Here is a 14,075-nt window from a genome sequence, read left to right on the forward strand (position 1 = left end):
CCGAATCTGCACATCATCCCCGCCGGGCCTGCGCCGGCCGCGGATCATCGCTCCATTGCGACATGCGAGGGGGCAGGCTCACCAGCCGGAGCCGCACCCGATGTCCTATCTCCCGTCGTCTTCCTTTCGCCCCGGCGGCCTGTTTCTGGGCGTGCTCTTTCCCGCTTTCGTGATCGTGCTAGAATGGTTCTCGGGCATGTGCGCCGACGCCTTTTTCGATCCGTTGCCGACGCTCGGGCATCTCGTGCTGGTCGGTGCGGTGCCAGTGATCAACCTGTTATTGTTGCGGACGCTGGAGGAGGAAGCGGTACCGGGCCGATGGCTGGTCATGGCCGGCGGCGGCGCGCTTGCCGTCTCGGCAACCTATGCCTTCATTTTCCTGCCGATGCTGCCGATCGCCCTGGTCGGGATCATCATATTCGGGATCGGCCTCTTGCCTTTCGCGCCCGTCTTCGCCGGCGTGGTCGCGTTCCGCTGGCTTGCCGAACTCGCGGCGCGAGACGGCCGGGTGGGGCTCCGCGCCGCCGTTGGTGTCGGGATCGGGCTGGTGCTGCTGGTGATCGTCGATCTGCCGGCGACGGCGACCTGGCTCGCGCTCGATGCCTATCGCGGCGATGCGGCCGATCAGCGCCGCGCGGTGACGATGATGCGCACGGTCGGTGACCGTGAGGCGCTGCTGCGCATGTCCTATGGCGACAATGTGCGTGCGACCGGGCTGGTCAGCGTGATCGTCGCGATCTGGTCGAACGGCTTGTTCACGCGCGGCGGGGCTGACAGCACCACCGCCCGCGAGCTCTATTACCGGGTCACTGGAACTGCCTTCAACGCCGTCGAGCGGCCGACCGAGCGGCACGACCGTGTCCGGCTGTTCGCATGGGATGAGGATCAGGGCGGCGAAGCCGTCGGCGGGCGCGTCCCCGGCCTCGCGCTCGACACGTCGCGGATCGACGGCTCGGTCGCCGACAAGGACAGCCTGGCCTATGTCGAATGGACCATGACGGTCGCCAATCGCGGCAATGCGGCCGGCGAGGCACGCTTCACCCTGGCGCTGCCCGAAGGCGCGGTTGCCTCACGCGCGACCCTGTGGATCAATGGCGAGCCGCGCGAGGCGAGCATTGCCGGCCGTGGCGAGGCGAAGGCCGCCTATCAGTCGGTGGTACGCGTGTCGCGCGATCCGCTGCTGGTGACGACCGCCGGCGCGCAGCGGCTGCTGGTCCAGGCCTTTCCCGTGCCCGTCGGCGATTCGATCAAGCTCAGGATCGGCTACACCACGCCCTTCGCCATTGCGCCCGATGGTGCGCGCAGCCTGGCCATGCCCGCCATCGTCGAGCGCAATTTCGAGGTGCCCACCGAGTTGCGCCACAGCATCTGGTTCGAGGGCGACGGCGCGCTTGCCAGCCGCGACACCGCCCTGCGCGGGTCGGGCAGGCGGTTGCAGGGGAGGGTGAGCGATGCCGACCTGGTGGCGCATCGTCCGCGCCTCCTGCTGCCGCGCCTGACCGATCCGTCGGTGCGGGTTGGCGGTGTGCCGGGCGCTGACAAGACGCCGCCGCTCACGGTCGTGCAGACGATCGCCCATGCCGTCCCGGCGCGTCCGTCGGCCTTGATGATCGTGCTCGACGGATCGGCGGGCGACAAGGCGGCAGGCGAAGCGCTGGTCAAAGCGCTGGACGCGATCCCGCTGGGCGTGCCGACCGGCTTGTCGGTCGCTTCCGAAACCCCGGTGGCGATCGATCCCGCGCCCTGGTCGGCACAGCAGCGTGCGCGCATCGCCGATGCGATCGGCCGCACCCGCTTCGTGGGCGGGCAGGACAATGGCACCGCGCTGGCCGATGCGCTGGCCGCGGTGCAGGAAGGTGCGGCGATCCTGTGGGTGCATGGGCCGCAGCCTGTCCGGGTCGCCGGGTCGCAGGAGCGGGTGGAACAGATGCTCGACCGCTCGACCGCACTCCCGCGTCTGGTGCGCTATCAGGCCGAACCGGGACGCGCCTTCACGATCGAGGGCAGCCGCTGGTTCGACGGCGCACGCTTCGTCAGCCCGTCGGGCGACCCCGCCGACGACCTGTCGGCAACCCTGGCGGAGATGGCGGGCGCCACGCCGCGCTGGATCGTCAAGCGCGAGGAAGCGCCCGGTGCGGCCGTGACGGGTTCGGCGAACATCGTCCGGCTCTGGGCGGCGGGCCGGATCGCGGACAATGCCGGTGCGATCGGCAAGGCGCGCGATGCCGATATCGCGCTCGCCCACCGGCTCAATCTCGTCACCCCGCTCAGCGGCGCGGTCGTGCTGGAGACCGACCAGGACTATAAGGACAAGGGTCTGCCCGTACCCTCGGCCGATGACGTGCCGACCGTGCCGGAGCCCGGCGAATGGGCGCTGATCGCGATCGTGGCGCTGGCCGGGCTGTGGCTGGTCCGCCGCCGTGCACGGGCCTTTGCCTGATGCCGGTACGGATCGCGCTCGTTGTCGTGCTGGCAGCATGCTGGGATGCCTGGCGACTGCTCGCCGGGCGCGTCGAGGATGCCGCCGGCGCGACCATGCTGCTCGTGCTGCTGGGCGGGCTCGGCTGGCGCTTGTGGCGGATGAAGCCGGGCACCCGAATATCAGCGCCGATGCTCGCCGGCCTTCTCGCGGCCTATGCGGTTGCGACCTGGACCGGGCCGGTGCTGTTGCAGATCGGTACTGCCGTCACGGCCGCTACGATACTCCTCTGGGGGGATGCCCGCTCTGCACAGCGATGGCCGATGATCGGTGCCGCGCTGCTGGCACTCCCGATCCTGCCCACGCTCGATTTCCTGCTGGCCTACCCGCTGCGACGCATCTCGGTGCTGATCACCGCGGCGCTACTCAGGATGAACGGCATGGGCGTTTCGGTCGAGGGCGTGGCGCTGGAATGGCATGGCCAGCGCCTGTTGTTCGACGGGCCGTGCAGCGGGGTGAAGATGCTCTGGGCCGCGCTGATGCTCGCCAGCCTCATTGCCTGCGCACAAGGAGCAGGTCTGGTGCGCTATGGTGGCCTGCTTGCCATCGCCGTCGCGGCCGCGGTGGTCGGCAATGCGCTCCGTGCCGCCAGCCTCTTCTATCTCGAGAACGGCTTCATCGCGCCGCTTCAGGGGCCGGTGGCGCACGAAGCGGTCGGTATCGCTGCCTTCGCGATGCTGGCGCTCGCGATCCTCGCCGCATCCCCGCGCAGCTTCCGGAGGATCGCATGATCCGCAGCCACTGGCTCGTCGCCGCCACTGCCCTTGTCGCCGCCGCCGTGCCGTTCCTGCCGCAGGGGCGGGCGCCTTCCGTGCCTGAGATCGCCTGGCCGGCGTCGTTCGAGGGCCGCCCGCTCAAACCGCTCGCCCCGGCTCCCGAGGATGCCCGGCTCGCCCGCGACTTTCCGGGCCGGATCGCGCGTTTCGACGATGGCAAGCGCCAGGTCGTGCTGCGCCGCGTCGCCACCGCCACGCGCCAGCTCCATCCGGCGCGCGATTGCTTCCATGCGATCGGCTACGCCATCGCGCCGCTGCCGATGCGCCGCATCGCCGACATGGATTTCGCTTCCTGCTTCGAGGCGAAGCGGCGCGGCGTCACGCTTCATGTGTGCGAGCGGATCGTCGCTGCCGATGGCCGCAGCTTCGCCGATGTGTCGAGCTGGTACTGGCCGGCGCTGTTCGGCCGCTCGACTGGCCCCTGGCTTGCCGCGACGACGGTGGAGCGAGTCAGCTAGCCATGTCGACAGCGAAACGATTTCCGCGTCACCTTCCCGCCGCTCGCGCGTTGGGACGCCCATGCAGAAACTCTGGTTCATCACCAACACCGCCTCCGGCACGGCGACGGCGGCAAAAGCGACGGCGATCGAAGCCGTGTTCGTCGAACATGATCTCCAACTCGCCGGCCGCACCGCCTTTCCTGACGATGATCTGCCCGATGCCGATCGCCTCGATACCGAGGGGGTCGACACCGTCGTGCTGTTCGCCGGCGACGGTACGATCAACGCCGCGGCGTGCAGGCTTGCGGACTGGACCGGATCGATCCTCATCCTGCCGGGCGGTACGATGAATCTGCTCGCCAAGGCGCTCCACGGCAATGCCGATCCCGCCACGATCATCCGCGCAGCGAAGCAGGGCGGCAGGCGCATCGCGCTGCCCTATGTCGAGGCGGGGCCGCACCGTGCGTTTGTCGGGCTGATCCTCGGCCCGGCGGCGACCTGGGTCCGGGCGCGCGAACTGGTGCGCTCGCGGCGCCTGCGTGGGCTTGGCCGGGCGATGCTCTCGGCCTGGCGCCGCACCTTCTCGCGCGGCATCCGGCTGGAAGGCGTGCCGGGCCTTCGCCACCACGCCCAGGCAGTGTTCGTCAGGCCCGAGGCCGATCATCTCGATGTCGCCGCAGTCGACGCGCGCGACTGGCGTTCGATTGCGGCGCTTGGCTGGGAATGGCTGACCGGCGACTGGGTCGCGGCCGCGCAGGTCACTCAGGTCCGGGCGAAGCGGCTGCGCATTGCCGGCCACAAGCCGGCCCAGGCGCTGTTCGACGGCGAACCGATGAAGCTCGATGCCGATGTCACCATCACCGGCGGCATCGGACGCGAGATGTTCATTGCGACGGTGGAGGCCGCATGATCCGCCTGTTCCATGTCAGCGACGTGCATTTCGGCCGCGAGGACCGCGCCGCGATCGCCTGGTTCGACGGCTTGGTCCGCGCCGAGCAGCCCGATGCGGTGATCATGACCGGCGACTTGACGATGCGCGCCCGCCGCCGGGAATTCGCGGCCGGCCTCGCTTGGTTGCAGGGGCTGGGCGTGCCGGTGACGGTCGAGGTCGGCAATCACGACCTGCCCTATTTCAACCCGATCGCGCGCTTCTTCCGTCCCTATGACCGGATCGGCGCGATCGAGCGCCTGATAGAGCGCCCCCTGGATTTGCCCGGCGTCGCGATCGTGCCGATGGTCACGACGGCGCGGGCGCAGTGGCGGCTCAACTGGTCCAAGGGCCATGTCAGCACCCGGTCGCTGCAAAGGGCGCTGGCGCTGGTCGAGGCAGCGCCGAAGGACGCCCTGGTCTTCGTCGCGTGCCACCACCCGCTGATCGAGGCGCATACGCGGATGAGCTCCTCGACCCGCAACGGCGCCGAGGCTTTCGCAGCGCTCGCGGCGGCGGGTGCGCGTGCGGTGCTGACCGGCCATGTCCACGACCCGTTCGACGTGACGCACGAAGCCGGCGGCCGAAAGATCCGCATGATCGGGGCAGGGACGCTGTCCGAACGCACCCGCGACACGCCACCGTCGTTCAACGAAATCCGGATCGAGGGCGGACGTTTCGACGTGCTGCTGCGGACCTTGGGGCCAGAGCCGGACACGGTGCTGCCGAAGGAAAGGGTGGGATAGGGCTATACCACTTACTTCTTCCCCGGCGGAGGCCGGGGCCCAGTTGGGGGGCAGTCATGGTAAGCGTTGCGCGCCGTTACAGAAGCCTTCCCAACTGGGCCCCGGCCTCCGCCGGGGAAGAATCAGGAAAGCGTCCCCGCCAATCCCCATCTCCTCACCCTTGACTCTGCCTCCATAATCTGTAATTTCTGATTTAACAGAAATAACCGGAACAGGAGGAAAAGATGGCAAGCGCTGCAATACGTCCGGTCCCTGTTCCACAGCACGCCCCGCGCACTGGCGTCACCGTGGTCGACCCCCGCTTCCGCCAGCTCCTCGGCGATACCGGCTGGGCCAGCCTCCCGCCCGCCGTCCGCGCCCGCTTCGGCCGGAAGGCGCTCGCGACCCAGACGATCAGCTATGTCGGCGAGATCGTCGAATGCCGCATGAGCCGTCTCGGCTGGCTCTTCGCCCAGGCCTGCCGCCTGGTCGGCGCGCCATTGCCGCTGACCACCGATACCGGCGTCGCAGCCGCGGTGTGCGTGACCGAGGACGCGAGCGGCGGCGGCCAGTTCTGGACGCGCCAGTACAGCCGCCGCGCCGGCTTCCCCCAGGTGATCCACAGCTCCAAGCGCTTTGCGGGCCCCACCGGCATCGAGGAATATCTCGGCATGGGCTTCGGCATCGCGCTCACGCTGCGGGTCGAGAATGAAGCGCTCTATTTCGACAGCGACCATTATTTCTGGCGCCTCGGCCCGCTCCGGCTGCGCCTGCCGCGCTGGCTGACCCCCGGCCAGCTCAGCATCGGCCATATCGACTGCGACCATGGCTGGTTCGCCTTCACCCTCGCGCTCGACCATCCTTGGTTCGGCGCGCTCGTCCATCAATGCGGCATGTTCACTGAATATCGCCCGGGAGACGCGGCATGAACGATCCGGTCTTCGTCGCGCTGTTGCTGCTCCAGGTAGCGATGGGCGGCTTCGATACGCTTTATCATCATGAGCTGACCCTGCGCCTGCCATGGCGGCCGGGCCAGGCGACTGAGCTTCGCCTGCACGGCGCGCGTAACTTGATCTACGCGCTGGTGTTCCTCGCCCTTGGCTGGACCGAGCCGCACGGCGTGGCAGCCATGATCCTCATCGCAGCGCTGACCGTCGAAATGGGCATCACCCTGTGGGATTTCGTCGAGGAGGACCGCGTCCGCGCGCTGCCCGCGACTGAGCGCGTCATCCACACGCTGCTGACGCTCAACTATGGGGCGCTGCTCGCCATGCTGGCGCCGGCGCTGATCGGCTGGGCTACCCTGCCGAACGCGGTCTTCCTCCATGGTCACGGCGTCGTCTCGATCCTGCTGACCACCGCGGCGGCAGGTGTGGCGGTTTCCGGCGTGCGCGACCTGTTCGCGGCGAAGCGCAACGAGCGCCTCGGTGATGGCCCAGCCGCCGAACTGGTGAGCGCGCTGCCCGGCCGGCAGGCGGTGCTGGTGACCGGCGGCACCGGCTTCGTGGGAGCCAGGCTGGTCGCCGCGCTGGTCGAGGCGGGGCACGACGTGACTGTCCTCACCCGCAACGCGAAGCACGCGCTCGGCCTCGCGACGCCAGTGCGGATCGCGACCGATCTCGCCGCGCTGCCGAGCGACTTCCGCTGCGACATCGCGATCAACCTCGCCGGCGAACCGATCGCCGCCGGCCGCTGGACGATTGCCCGCCGGCGGCGCATCGTCGACTCCCGCCTGAACATGACGCGAGCGCTTGGCACGCTCTTCGACCGGCTGGACCAGCGCCCTGCAGTGCTGGTCAGCGGTTCGGCGATCGGTTCCTACGGCATCGACGCCGATACGGTGCTTGATGAGACCGTGGCGCGGGGCAGGGGTTTCGCGGCGGACGTCTGCGCTGCATGGGAAGCGGCAGCGATGCGGATCGCGTGCCCCGATACGCGAGTGGTGCTGCTCCGCACTGGTCTCGTGCTAGGGTCAAGCGGCGGAATGCTTGGCGGGCTGCTCCCGATTTTCGAATTCGGTCTGGGCGGCCCGATCGGAAGCGGCCGGCAGATGACGAGCTGGATTCACCGCGACGACCTGATCCGCCTGATCGCCACTGCCGCGGCCGATCCGGAGATCAGCGGCCCGCTCAATGCGACCGCGCCCAATCCGGTCAGCAACCGCGCCTTCGCCAGGGCAGTCGGTCACGCGCTCGGCCGCCCGGCGGTCCTGCCGCTGCCCGCACTGCCGCTCCGCCTGATGCTCGGCGATCTCGCCGAGGAACTGATGCTCGGTGGGCAGAAGGTGTTGCCGGTCAAGGCCGTCTTCCACGGCTTCCGCTTCCGCTATCCACGGATCGAGGACGCATTGGCCGCGATCGTCGGCCGGCGGGAAGCGGCGATACGAACCGCGTCCCGGCCTTTCCGGGAAGCGCGATTGCTGCACTGAGTACGGGGAGAATGACGATGAGCGTTCAGGGCGGCGCGGCTTCGGGCGCCTTCAAGGTCAATTCGCTGAGCAATCTCGACACCGCCGACCCGGTCGCCGGGCACATCGTCTGGGACGCACCCCGGTCGCTCTGGAACACGGGCATGCTGGCTGGCGCGGTGATCCTCGGCCCGCTCACCTTCACCTGGGGCGCGTTCGCGGCGTTCCTCGTCCTGGCGGGATTTACGCTGTGTGTCGGGCATTCGGTCGGCTTCCACCGTCGCCTCATCCACCGCAGCTTCGATTGTCCGACATGGCTCGAGCGATTCATGATCTGGGTCGGCACGCTGGTCGGCATGGGCGGGCCGCTCTGGACGGTTCGCCTGCATGACACACGGGACTGGGGGCAGCGCCAGGCGGACTGCCACTGGTTCCTGCGACACGGCAAGTCGATCCTGCTCGATGGCTTCTACTATCTCAATTTCCGGCTGGTGCTGGACAACCCGCCCGGGTTCGACGCCGGCCCGGGGATCAGCGATGTCGCTTTCTACCGTTTCCTGCAGCGCACCTGGATGCTGCACCAGCTGCCGATCGCGGCGCTGCTGTTCTGGATCGGCGGCTGGCCTTTCGTCATATGGGGCGTCCTGATCAGGGTGTCGGCCTGCACCACCATGCACTGGTACATATCCTATCACGCCCATACGTCCGGGCCGCAGGACTGGTCAGTCGATGGCGCCGTGATCCAGGCCTATAACGTGCCGTTGCTCGCCATCCCGACCATGGGCGAGAGCTGGCACAGCAACCATCATGCCTTCCCCGCCTCGGCACGCCACGGGCTTTATCCCGGGCAGATCGACCTCGGATATGCTTTCATCACGCTGCTGGAGCGGCTCGGGCTCGCCTGGAATGTGAAGCTGCCCGGTAGTTTGCCGCCGCGGCCGGGCATTACGCCGGTCAGCCGCCGTGCCTTGGATGTCGCCGCGCTCGGGCAGCGCGAGCAATAGCTTAGGCGTCCGGCGCGACCGCCTGCCCGAATACGACGAGATTGCCGTCCGGCGCGCGGACCATCAACTCGCGTTGGCCATATTTCTGGTCGACCGGGCCGTACACATCGCCCTTCGGCAAGGCCGCCAGCTTCGGTGCCAGCTCGGCGAGGATCGCGCCGAGATCGCGCACGTCGACATAATAGGCGAAGCCGCCATGCGGCCTGCCAAGCTCCTCCGGTTCGTCGTGCCATTGGATGCGGATGCCAGCGCCTTCGCGCTCGACATAGGCATAGTCGTCGGACTGGACCGGGCAGTCGAACCCGAGCGTCCCGGTGAAGAAAGCGACCGCGGCGGCAACGTCGCTCACATGCATGAACGGCGTGATCTGGATGACGTTGCCGGTCATGGGCCCTTCGGCCGGGTGCGCAGCCAGGAAGTCATATGCGGATAGGGCTGCTCGCCACGTTCTGCCGCGGGGCGTTTCTCCAGGGTCATCCCGTAATATTGCAGCATCGGCACGGCGAGAAACCGGCCCTCGGCGAAATTCTCGAGCAACGATCTGCTGCCTCCGAGATAGCCGTTCTCGTGGAACACCACCGCGGGCTCCAGCCCGATCGCGAGCGCCGCGGCATAGGACCAGCCGATCGCCGACATCTCCTCGGCCGGATCGGACCGGATTTCGCTGAGCGTGGACCGCTTTTCCGGAGGCGTCACGGCAACGTGTCCCGCCTCATGCAGCAGGTCGCCGGGCCATTCGAGTCGCGCGGGATCATAGACCACCGCACCGTTCCGGACGGTGATCGCGGGGAGGAACGAGTCCTCGGGGATCACATCGGTTTCGACGGGAATGCCGACCTGCTCCAGGAACGCCACGATGCGGGCCGTTACAGGGTCCTCCAGAGCCAACGCGCTTTCTCCGTCCTGATTTTCCGGGACGCTAGCCGAGTGATTCTGGAAAGGGGAGAACGAAAAAGGGCGGCCCGTTGCCGGACCGCCCCTGTTTCGCGAAATCGAGAGCGATTTAGCGCTTCGAGAACTGGAAGCTGCGGCGTGCCTTGGCGCGGCCGTACTTCTTGCGCTCGACCGTGCGGCTGTCGCGGGTCAGGAACCCGGCGGCCTTGACGGGCGCGCGCAGGATCGGCTCGAACTTGGTCAGCGCCTGGCTGATACCATGCTTGACCGCGCCGGCCTGGCCCGAAAGCCCGCCGCCCTTGACGGTGCAGACCACGTCATACTGACCGTCACGCTCGGCGACACCGAACGGCTGGTTGATGACGAGGCGCAGCGTCGGACGTGCGAAATACACTTCCTGATCGCGACCGTTGATCGTGATCTTGCCGGTGCCCGGCTTGATCCAGACGCGTGCGACGGCGTCCTTGCGGCGGCCGGTCGCATAAGCGCGGCCGAACTTGTCGAGGATCTGCTCACGCAGGGGCATCGGCTCGCGGACGACGACAGGAGCGGCGGGCGCATATTCGTCACCGGCAAGAACCGTCGACGTGGCTGCGACCGGTGCCGGCTGGCTGGTCAGGTTCGCGAGATCGGAAAGGGACTGACGATTGTCGGACATCAATTGCCCACCTTGTTCTTGCGGTTCATCGAACCGATGTCGAGGACTTCGGGGTTCTGCGCTGCGTGCGGATGCTCGGTGCCCGAGAAGACGCGCAGGTTGCGCATCTGCTCACGGCCGAGCGGGCCGCGCGGGATCATGCGCTCGATCGCCTTTTCCAGGACGCGCTCCGGGAAGCGACCCTCGAGGATCTTGCCCGCTGCGACGCCCTTGATGCCGCCGGCATAGCCGGTGTGGCGGTAATAGATCTTGTCCTTGAGCTTGTTGCCCGTGAACCGGATCTTGTCCGCGTTGATGACGATGACATTGTCACCACAATCGACATGGGGGGTGAAGCTCGGCTTGTGCTTGCCGCGCAGGACGTTGGCGATGATCGAGGCTGCACGACCGACCACCAGGCCGTCGGCATCGACGATATGCCATTTCTTCTCCACCTCGTGCGGCTTTACCGACTTGGTGGTCTTCATCAGCGCCTTCATGGGGCCAGACCTCTTTCGTTCAAACGACATGCGCCGCCCCCACGGGACGGCGCTGATGGCGGGCTAATGTGAGGAAGGCCCAAAAAAGTCAAGCGAAAGGCCGGTTTCATGACGGGTATCAGGATACCGACGCCGTTTCCTCGTAGATCCACTCGCCCACCGCCGGGTCGACATCGGCCTCCCATGCCTCGATGACGGGCAGGTCGTAGCCGTGTTGCGCCGTGATCGCCGCCTTCAGCGCGGGCGCGCGGTCAGTGGTGGTCTTGAACAGGACCGCCGTCTCGTCGTCGGTCTCGACCGTGCCTTGCCAGCGATAGATCGAGCGGATCGGCTCGATCGAGGCGCAGGCGGCGAGGCGGGCCTCGATCATCGCGTGGGCGATACGCGCCGCTTCGTCGGCACTGCCGAAGCTGGTCCGGACGAGCAGGATCCGGCTCACCGCGTCGCGCGGCCGATCGAATGGGCAGCGAAGGTCGCGGCGATCAGGGTCAGCGCGGCGTTGGCCTGATGCGCGATCGCGATGACGATCTGCACGCCGCTGAGCAAGGTGGCGATGCCCAGCACGATCTGCAGCACCACCAGCCAGACGAGCATGCGCCCGACGATGACCCCGCCCTGGCGGATCGCCCGCAGCGCCAGCAGGATGAGCGCGGTCGCTGCGACAAAGGCGAACCAGCGGTGGATGAACTGCACAACCACCGGATTGTCGATCGCATTGCGCCAGATCGGCTCGATAAAGGCGACGCCGGCGGGAAAGATGGCATTGCCCATCAGCGGCCAGCTCGAAAAGGCATAGCCCGCATCGAGCCCGGCAGTGAAGGCGCCGAACATGATCTGGCTGAACAGCAATGCCAGCGCGACCACTGCGAGCGGCTTGAGCGACGCGGGAGCGGCGAGGCGGCTTTCCGCCAGCGCGCGCAGGTCGAGCGCAGTCCAGACCAGGCCCGAGAGTAGCACCAGCGCCGTGATCAGGTGCACCGCAAGCCGGACATGGCTGACATCGGTGCGCACCGACAGGCCCGAGGCGACCATCCACCAGCCGATCGCACCCTGCAGCCCGCCGAGCGCGAGCAGTGCAACCAGCCGCCAGCCATAGCCCGGGGGAATGCGCCGGCGCACCGCGAACCACAGCAGCGGCAGCGCGAAGGCCATGCCGATCAGGCGGCCCAGCAGCCTATGGGTATATTCCCAGAAGAAGATCGCCTTGAACCCGGCGAGCGTCATGCCGCTGTTGATCTGGGTATATTCGGGGATGCGCTTGTAATTGGCGAACTCGGCCTGCCACGCCGCGTCGGTGAGCGGCGGGATGATGCCGCTGATCGGTTTCCATTCAGTGATCGACAGGCCCGATTCGGTCAGGCGGGTGATGCCGCCGATCACGACCATCAGCACGATCAATCCGGCAACCGAAAAGAGCCACACAGCGAGGGCGCGCGGCCGCGACGGATGGGCGAGCGAAGAAGCCTGGAGCATGGTTCGCCTCTAGACCCATCGCGCACGCGCGTCGATTCGGGATTGCGACGATCGGTTCGTCGAAAAAATCATCGATGATATATTGTAACTTCGCCGGCGCTGTGCCAAATGAGCCTCGCAATGACAACGCATGTCCATTCCCACTCCCCCGCTTTTGCGTGGCTCGAGTCGCGGTTCGATCGATTCGCGATCGGCCTGTCCGGGCTGTGCGCGGTGCACTGCCTGGCGAGCTCGGTGTTCCTGGCGCTCGCGGCCTCGGCCGGCGGCCTGCTCCTCAACCCGCTGTTCCATGAGATCGGCCTTACCGTCGCGATCGGCTTCGGCGTGCTCGCGCTCGGCCGCGGCATCTTCGCGCATGGCTATATGATGCCGGCGGTGGTCGGCTCGCTCGGCCTCGGCATCATGGCCGGCGCGATCACCATGCCGCATGACGGCGGCACCGAGACGGTCTGGACCCTGCTCGGCGTCGCGATCCTCGCGCTCGGCCATGATCTGAACCGCCGGGCTACCTACTAGGACTTTACTTGCCGCGGGGGGCGGCAGTGCCTAAATTGATCCCCATGGCCGCACATCATCACCATCACGAACCGCAGGGCGCAGACCTTTCCAAGGCAGCGCGCGAGACGCTCGAGAAATCGGGCGAGCAGTGGACGACGATGCGCGCCCAGATCTTCGAGGCGCTCGCTGGCTTCGACAAGCCGGCCAGCGCCTATGATATCGCCGAGGCGGTGTCGAAAACCGAAGGGCGCCGGGTCGCCGCGAACAGCGTCTACCGCATCCTCGATCTGTTCGTCGGCGCGAACCTGGCGCGGCGAGTCGAAAGCTCGAACGCCTATGTCGCCAACGCGCATCCGGATTGCCTGCACGATTGCATCTTCCTGGTCTGCGATACCTGCGGCCAGACGACTCACCTCGACAATGACCGCATCACCAGTGGCGTGCGCTCAGCTGCCGAAGCCGCAGGCTTCTCGCCGGTGCGGCCGGTGATCGAGGTGCGCGGCAAATGCGCCGATTGCGAGCATGAGGACGCCGCTTAAACGAGCGGCTTGCCCATGCGGACGCCGGGGACCGGCGGCCCTTCCACGGATAATTTCATCACGCGCTCGATCGGCGCATAGCCGCAGGCGAGATAGAGCGGTTCGCCGGCCAGCGTCGCCATCATCTCCGCCCGTACAAACCCCGCTTCCCGCGCGGCCGTTTCGCACAGGTGCAGCACCAGCCGGCCGACGCCGCGCCGCGTGAAGTCCGGATCGGTGTACATCGCCCGAATCCGTGCGGCGTCCTCGGTCGGATCGAGCAGCTTCGGATCGCGCAACGCTGCGCTGTGGTCGCCGCCATAAAGGGTTGCCCGGCGACTCCAGCCGCCGCATCCGGCCAGACGGCCTCCTGTCTCGACCAGGAAATAGGTCCGGTCAGCGATAAGCTGGGTGTCGAGACCCATGCTCAGCCGGCTTGCCGCGACTTCCTCAGGCGAGAGGTAGGGGCGTTGCAGCGCCTCGATTGCGCGGTCCATCAGGGTGCGAATCGCCGGTATGTCGGTTTCGGTTGCGAGGCGGTGGGTGAGGTCCATGACAAACATTGTCACGGTCTCATGCAGGTGCCGTCAAGAAGCAGCGTATGCTTTCGTAGCAATCGACACCCCTGTCCGCCTCCGCTAAGCAGATGTGATGTCTGACGTTCCTCAAACGCCGTTGCTGGACACGGTGCACACGCCCGCCGATCTGAGGGCCCTACCTGCGGCGAAGCTTCGGCAGTTGGCGGACGAGCTCCGCGCCGAGACGATTGCGGCGGTGGGGGTGACGGGCGGTCACC

The 14,075-nt window shown here is 67.4% G+C and carries 18 protein-coding genes; 11 read left to right on the forward strand and 7 right to left on the reverse strand.

Translation table 11 applies throughout. The features are described from left to right. The first annotated feature begins 100 nt into the window (after positions 1-100). The 8 genes from WC729_RS24970 (at position 101) to WC729_RS25005 (ending at position 8,759) form a co-directional block, all read left to right on the forward strand. Positions 101-2,440, forward strand: coding sequence for a VIT domain-containing protein (locus WC729_RS24970; protein ID WP_372857162.1), 2,340 nt, complete (start codon positions 101-103; stop codon positions 2,438-2,440). Then, on the forward strand, positions 2,440-3,210 hold the full coding sequence (locus WC729_RS24975) for an archaeosortase/exosortase family protein (protein WP_372857163.1): 771 nt from the start codon (positions 2,440-2,442) through the stop codon (positions 3,208-3,210). The genes WC729_RS24970 and WC729_RS24975 overlap by 1 nt, the downstream gene beginning before the upstream one ends. Next, on the forward strand, positions 3,207-3,713 hold the full coding sequence (locus WC729_RS24980; protein ID WP_372857164.1) for a hypothetical protein: 507 nt from the start codon (positions 3,207-3,209) through the stop codon (positions 3,711-3,713). The genes WC729_RS24975 and WC729_RS24980 overlap by 4 nt, the downstream gene beginning before the upstream one ends. 61 nt (positions 3,714-3,774) lie before the next feature. Next, the gene (locus WC729_RS24985) at positions 3,775-4,605 is read left to right on the forward strand and encodes a diacylglycerol kinase family protein (RefSeq protein ID WP_372857165.1); all 831 of its coding nucleotides are present in this window, start codon (positions 3,775-3,777) and stop codon (positions 4,603-4,605) included. Next, positions 4,602-5,369, forward strand: coding sequence for a metallophosphoesterase (locus WC729_RS24990; protein WP_372857166.1), 768 nt, complete (start codon positions 4,602-4,604; stop codon positions 5,367-5,369). Before WC729_RS24985 ends, WC729_RS24990 begins: the two co-directional genes overlap by 4 nt. A gap of 224 nt (positions 5,370-5,593) precedes the next feature. Then, positions 5,594-6,277 carry a DUF4166 domain-containing protein gene (locus tag WC729_RS24995; protein ID WP_372857167.1) on the forward strand — a complete coding sequence of 228 codons (684 nt, stop codon included), beginning with the start codon at positions 5,594-5,596 and terminating at the stop codon, positions 6,275-6,277. Further along, positions 6,274-7,776, forward strand: a complete 1,503-nt coding sequence (locus tag WC729_RS25000; RefSeq protein WP_372857168.1) for a TIGR01777 family oxidoreductase — start codon at positions 6,274-6,276, stop codon at positions 7,774-7,776. The genes WC729_RS24995 and WC729_RS25000 overlap by 4 nt, the downstream gene beginning before the upstream one ends. A 17-nt stretch (positions 7,777-7,793) precedes the next feature. Next, a complete protein-coding gene (locus WC729_RS25005) occupies positions 7,794-8,759 on the forward strand; it encodes an acyl-CoA desaturase (RefSeq protein ID WP_372857169.1) in 966 nt (321 codons plus the stop codon). 1 nt (position 8,760) lies between these two features. Here the strand turns inward: WC729_RS25005 and WC729_RS25010 are convergent, their stop codons facing one another. The 6 genes from WC729_RS25010 to WC729_RS25035 all read right to left on the reverse strand — a co-directional run bounded on the left by WC729_RS25010 (position 8,761) and on the right by WC729_RS25035 (position 12,263). Beyond that, positions 8,761-9,147, reverse strand: a complete 387-nt coding sequence (locus tag WC729_RS25010; RefSeq protein WP_372857170.1) for a bleomycin resistance protein — start codon at positions 9,145-9,147, stop codon at positions 8,761-8,763. Further along, a complete protein-coding gene (locus WC729_RS25015; RefSeq protein ID WP_372857171.1) occupies positions 9,144-9,647 on the reverse strand; it encodes a hypothetical protein in 504 nt (167 codons plus the stop codon). The genes WC729_RS25010 and WC729_RS25015 overlap by 4 nt, the downstream gene beginning before the upstream one ends. A gap of 115 nt (positions 9,648-9,762) precedes the next feature. Beyond that, positions 9,763-10,311: a 30S ribosomal protein S9 gene (rpsI, locus tag WC729_RS25020; RefSeq protein WP_372857172.1), complete on the reverse strand. Its 549-nt coding sequence runs from the start codon at positions 10,309-10,311 to the stop codon at positions 9,763-9,765. Beyond that, positions 10,311-10,790, reverse strand: a complete 480-nt coding sequence (gene rplM / locus WC729_RS25025; protein ID WP_372857173.1) for a 50S ribosomal protein L13 — start codon at positions 10,788-10,790, stop codon at positions 10,311-10,313. The genes rpsI and rplM overlap by 1 nt, the downstream gene beginning before the upstream one ends. A 118-nt stretch (positions 10,791-10,908) precedes the next feature. Then, complete coding sequence (gene cutA / locus WC729_RS25030) at positions 10,909-11,229, reverse strand: divalent-cation tolerance protein CutA (RefSeq protein WP_372857174.1); 321 nt, start codon at positions 11,227-11,229, stop codon at positions 10,909-10,911. Next, positions 11,226-12,263, reverse strand: coding sequence for a COX15/CtaA family protein (locus tag WC729_RS25035; RefSeq protein WP_372857175.1), 1,038 nt, complete (start codon positions 12,261-12,263; stop codon positions 11,226-11,228). The genes cutA and WC729_RS25035 overlap by 4 nt, the downstream gene beginning before the upstream one ends. A gap of 120 nt (positions 12,264-12,383) precedes the next feature. Here WC729_RS25035 and WC729_RS25040 point away from each other — a divergent pair, with 120 nt between their 5' ends. Next, positions 12,384-12,779: a MerC domain-containing protein gene (locus WC729_RS25040; RefSeq protein WP_372857176.1), complete on the forward strand. Its 396-nt coding sequence runs from the start codon at positions 12,384-12,386 to the stop codon at positions 12,777-12,779. 44 nt (positions 12,780-12,823) lie between these two features. Continuing rightward, entirely contained in the window at positions 12,824-13,300 is a 477-nt protein-coding gene (locus WC729_RS25045) for a Fur family transcriptional regulator (protein ID WP_372857177.1), read from the forward strand. On the opposite strand, the gene WC729_RS25050 is transcribed toward WC729_RS25045, so the two are convergent. After that, entirely contained in the window at positions 13,297-13,833 is a 537-nt protein-coding gene (locus WC729_RS25050; protein WP_372857178.1) for a GNAT family N-acetyltransferase, read from the reverse strand. The genes WC729_RS25045 and WC729_RS25050 overlap by 4 nt on opposite strands. A gap of 97 nt (positions 13,834-13,930) precedes the next feature. On the opposite strand from WC729_RS25050, the gene WC729_RS25055 reads away from it, so the two are divergent. Then, a partial coding sequence (locus WC729_RS25055; protein ID WP_372857190.1) for a 1-deoxy-D-xylulose-5-phosphate synthase N-terminal domain-containing protein occupies positions 13,931-14,075 on the forward strand: 145 nt, incomplete at its 3' end.

This window comes from Sphingomonas sp. (genome assembly GCF_041661825.1).
Lineage (GTDB): Bacteria > Pseudomonadota > Alphaproteobacteria > Sphingomonadales > Sphingomonadaceae > Sphingomonas.

Coding starts and splice junctions, on each gene's coding strand:
- WC729_RS24970 (WP_372857162.1), top strand. CDS start 101: ATGTCCTATCTCCCGTCGTCTTCCTTTCGCCCCGGCGGCCTGTTTCTG.
- WC729_RS24975 (WP_372857163.1), top strand. CDS start 2,440: ATGCCGGTACGGATCGCGCTCGTTGTCGTGCTGGCAGCATGCTGGGAT.
- WC729_RS24980 (WP_372857164.1), top strand. CDS start 3,207: ATGATCCGCAGCCACTGGCTCGTCGCCGCCACTGCCCTTGTCGCCGCC.
- WC729_RS24985 (WP_372857165.1), top strand. CDS start 3,775: ATGCAGAAACTCTGGTTCATCACCAACACCGCCTCCGGCACGGCGACG.
- WC729_RS24990 (WP_372857166.1), top strand. CDS start 4,602: ATGATCCGCCTGTTCCATGTCAGCGACGTGCATTTCGGCCGCGAGGAC.
- WC729_RS24995 (WP_372857167.1), top strand. CDS start 5,594: ATGGCAAGCGCTGCAATACGTCCGGTCCCTGTTCCACAGCACGCCCCG.
- WC729_RS25000 (WP_372857168.1), top strand. CDS start 6,274: ATGAACGATCCGGTCTTCGTCGCGCTGTTGCTGCTCCAGGTAGCGATG.
- WC729_RS25005 (WP_372857169.1), top strand. CDS start 7,794: ATGAGCGTTCAGGGCGGCGCGGCTTCGGGCGCCTTCAAGGTCAATTCG.
- WC729_RS25010 (WP_372857170.1), bottom strand. CDS start 9,147: ATGACCGGCAACGTCATCCAGATCACGCCGTTCATGCATGTGAGCGAC.
- rpsI (WP_372857172.1), bottom strand. CDS start 10,311: ATGTCCGACAATCGTCAGTCCCTTTCCGATCTCGCGAACCTGACCAGC.
- rplM (WP_372857173.1), bottom strand. CDS start 10,790: ATGAAGGCGCTGATGAAGACCACCAAGTCGGTAAAGCCGCACGAGGTG.
- WC729_RS25035 (WP_372857175.1), bottom strand. CDS start 12,263: ATGCTCCAGGCTTCTTCGCTCGCCCATCCGTCGCGGCCGCGCGCCCTC.
- WC729_RS25040 (WP_372857176.1), top strand. CDS start 12,384: ATGACAACGCATGTCCATTCCCACTCCCCCGCTTTTGCGTGGCTCGAG.
- WC729_RS25045 (WP_372857177.1), top strand. CDS start 12,824: ATGGCCGCACATCATCACCATCACGAACCGCAGGGCGCAGACCTTTCC.
- WC729_RS25050 (WP_372857178.1), bottom strand. CDS start 13,833: ATGGACCTCACCCACCGCCTCGCAACCGAAACCGACATACCGGCGATT.